Source organism: Pseudostreptobacillus sp., assembly GCF_977040545.1.
The window spans coordinates 1-2998 of the sequence record NZ_CDRRBS010000113.1; the positions used below are offsets into that span (position 1 = coordinate 1).

General features: G+C 23.7%; 3 protein-coding genes. All 3 read right to left on the bottom strand.

Annotated elements, in window-relative coordinates:
* Positions 1-173 precede the first annotated feature (173 nt).
* Positions 174-1688 (bottom strand): ABC transporter permease/substrate-binding protein, encoded by a 1515-nt coding sequence (locus ACWYO2_RS05545; protein ID WP_455515486.1) that lies wholly within the window; start codon positions 1686-1688, stop codon positions 174-176.
* Positions 1685-2419, bottom strand: coding sequence for an ABC transporter ATP-binding protein (locus ACWYO2_RS05550; RefSeq protein WP_455515487.1), 735 nt, complete (start codon positions 2417-2419; stop codon positions 1685-1687). The genes ACWYO2_RS05545 and ACWYO2_RS05550 overlap by 4 nt, the downstream gene beginning before the upstream one ends.
* 153 nt (positions 2420-2572) lie before the next feature.
* The coding region (locus ACWYO2_RS05555) for a hypothetical protein (protein ID WP_455515488.1) at positions 2573-2998 on the bottom strand (426 nt) is incomplete at its 5' end.

Here is a 2998-nt window from a genome sequence, read left to right on the forward strand (position 1 = left end):
ATACTTTGTATGAATTGGGTATTACTACATTACCTGTTTCCTTATTTCCTTGTTCAAATTTATTTATTGAATAATCTATTAATTTCAATTTAATATTCCTCTTTTCTATTTATTTATTTTATTATACAACTTTAAGTATTTAATTGTAAAGTTAATCTAATATATTAAATTTTTTATTTATTATCTAATAAATTATTATATTTCAAATATTCTAATGCTACCTCTTTTGCACTTTTACCTTCTACTTCAACTAAATAATTCATTTTTATCATTTCTTTTGTATCAATTTTATCACTTAATTTATTTAAACTTTTAACAATTTCTGGATATTTTTTTACAATTTCTTCTCTTATTAAAGGCGCTGCTTGATAAGGAGGAAATAGATGCTTATCATCCTCAAGTAAAACTAAATCATTTGTAATTATTTTACTATCTGTAGAATATACATCTATTACATTAACATCACCATTTTTAATGGCGTCATATCTTAAACTTGGTTCCATAGTCTTAACATTTAAATTTAAATTATATATTTTTTTTAATCCAATATTTCCATCTTCTCTATCATTAAATTCTAAAGTAAATCCTGCAACCAATTTATTTTCTATTTTCTTTAAATCTGTAATATTTTTAAGATTATATTTCTTTGCAAAATCTTTCTTCACAGCTAAAGCATAAGTATTTTGATATTTATTATGTTCTAAATATACTAATTTATCTTGCTTATATATCATATATTTTACAACTTTATAAACATCATCTGCATCATTTGATGTCTTAGGAGTTTCTTTTAATAAACTTGTTAATATTGTACCTGTAAATTCAGGATATATATCTATACTACCATTTTTTAATGCTTCATAAAGAAATGTTGTTTTACCAAAATTTTCTTTAATTTCTACTCTAACATCACTTTCATTTTCTATCAAAATTTTATACATATTTATTAATATTTCAGGTTCTGCTCCAAGCTTACCTGCTATTACTATTTCATTGTTACTTACATAGTTATTAGGAATAAAACTTAATCCAACCAATCCTGTTACTATTAAGAAAATTGTAAATATAACTTTAGGTTTTTTATTTTCTAACTTTTTAATTAAATAACCAAAAATTATAGCTATTAATGCTGAAGATATAGCTCCTATTAAAATTAATCCTGTATTATTTCTATCTATACCTAAAAGTATAAAACTACCAAGACCTCCAGCTCCAACTATAGCAGCAAGAATTGCAGTACCTATTATCATTATACTTGATGTTCTTATACCAGACATAATTACAGGTAAAGCTAATGCAAATTCAAATTTTTTCAATTTTTCAAATTTAGACATTCCAAAAGCTTCTGCAGCTTCTTCTAATATGGGATCTATAGAATTTAGACCTGTAATTACGCTTTGTAAAATTGGAAAAATTCCATAAATCACTAATGCAAATACAGCCGGTATAACCCCTATTCCCATAAAAGGTATAAAAATACCTAGTAAAGCTAGAGAAGGTATCGTTTGGAATACTCCAGTAATTTGAAGTAAAATTTCACTTGCTTTTTTATACCTATATATCAATACACCTATACTAAATGATATTATTATTGCTAAAAGTAATGATATTAATGAAATTTGAAAATGTTCAATTAACGCCTTTAATAATTCAAATCTTTTTTCTATAAACACATTAAATATACTCATTTTTCTACCACCTTAGTATTAATAAATTCTTTAACAAAATCATTAATAGGTTTCTTTATTATTTCTTCCGGTTTATCAATTTGAACTATTTCACCATTTTTCATTATACATATTCTATCACCTAATTTAATAGCTTCTTGAATATCATGTGTTACAAATACTATTGTTATACCAAATTCTTTATGTATATCTTTAATTAAATCTTGAAGTTGTACTCTACTTATAGGATCTAGGGCTGAAAACGGTTCATCCATTAATAATACTTTAGGATTTGCAATTATAGCTCTTAGTATACCTATTCTTTGACGTTCTCCTCCAGATAATTCTCTTGGATATCTATACATATATTCTTCTGGATTCAATCCAACTTTTTGTAATAAAAATTTACTTTTATCTTTTATTTCTTTTTTATTCATATTTTTCATTTCAGGAATAATTGAAATATTTTCAAATACAGTAAGATTAGGAAAAAGAGCTATTTCTTGCAATACATAACCTATTCCTAGCCTTAATTCACGTAAATTATATTCCTTTAATTTCACTCCATTAAAATATATATCACCATCCGTTTGTTCTATTAATCTATTAATTAATTTTAAAGTTGTAGTTTTACCACTACCACTTGGACCAATTAAAACAAATAATTCACCTTTATTTATTTTAAAATTTAAATCATTTAAAATATTACCATTTATTTTACAACATAATGATACATTTTTATACTCTATCATAAATATATTTTCTCCTTTTTAGATTTCATTTAAATTATATATCCTTTAATAAGACTTTGTCAACTTTGTGGGAATTATAATAAAAATGTACCAACAAAATGTTGGTACATATTCTTAGATAAAAATTTCATCACAAATTAAAGTTTAAATAATTTATTTTCTATCAGTTTCATTATCTACTAAAATTTCTTCTCCATTTTCTAAAGAAATTTTAATTTCTTTTAAAATATTTTTATTTAATTTAACTTTATTTGTTAAAAGTGTTAAATGTAAATCTGATATTTTATTATTAATTTTATTAAACACAGTATTTTTTAATACCATTTCACCATTTGAACTTCCTATTACTTCAGCTTTAGTAACTCCATCTTTATTATTTGCTGCAAATTCTCCATTACCTGTAAATGTTAGATTACCATTTACATGTTCTGTTTCTCCTTTTATTACTACTTTTCCATTTGCATTTGCATTTACATCTGATGTTGTTTCTTTTCCTTTTCCTCCTGCTACATTTAAGTTTCCATTTAATGTTACATTTCCTGCTACATTTTCTGTCTCTCCCTTAATTGTTACAGTTCC

What these genes read in the sequence shown, in the direction of transcription:
- ACWYO2_RS05545 (WP_455515486.1), bottom strand. Translation starts at nt 1,688, where the DNA reads ATGAGTATATTTAATGTGTTTATAGAAAAAAGATTTGAATTATTAAAG.
- ACWYO2_RS05550 (WP_455515487.1), bottom strand. Translation starts at nt 2,419, where the DNA reads ATGATAGAGTATAAAAATGTATCATTATGTTGTAAAATAAATGGTAAT.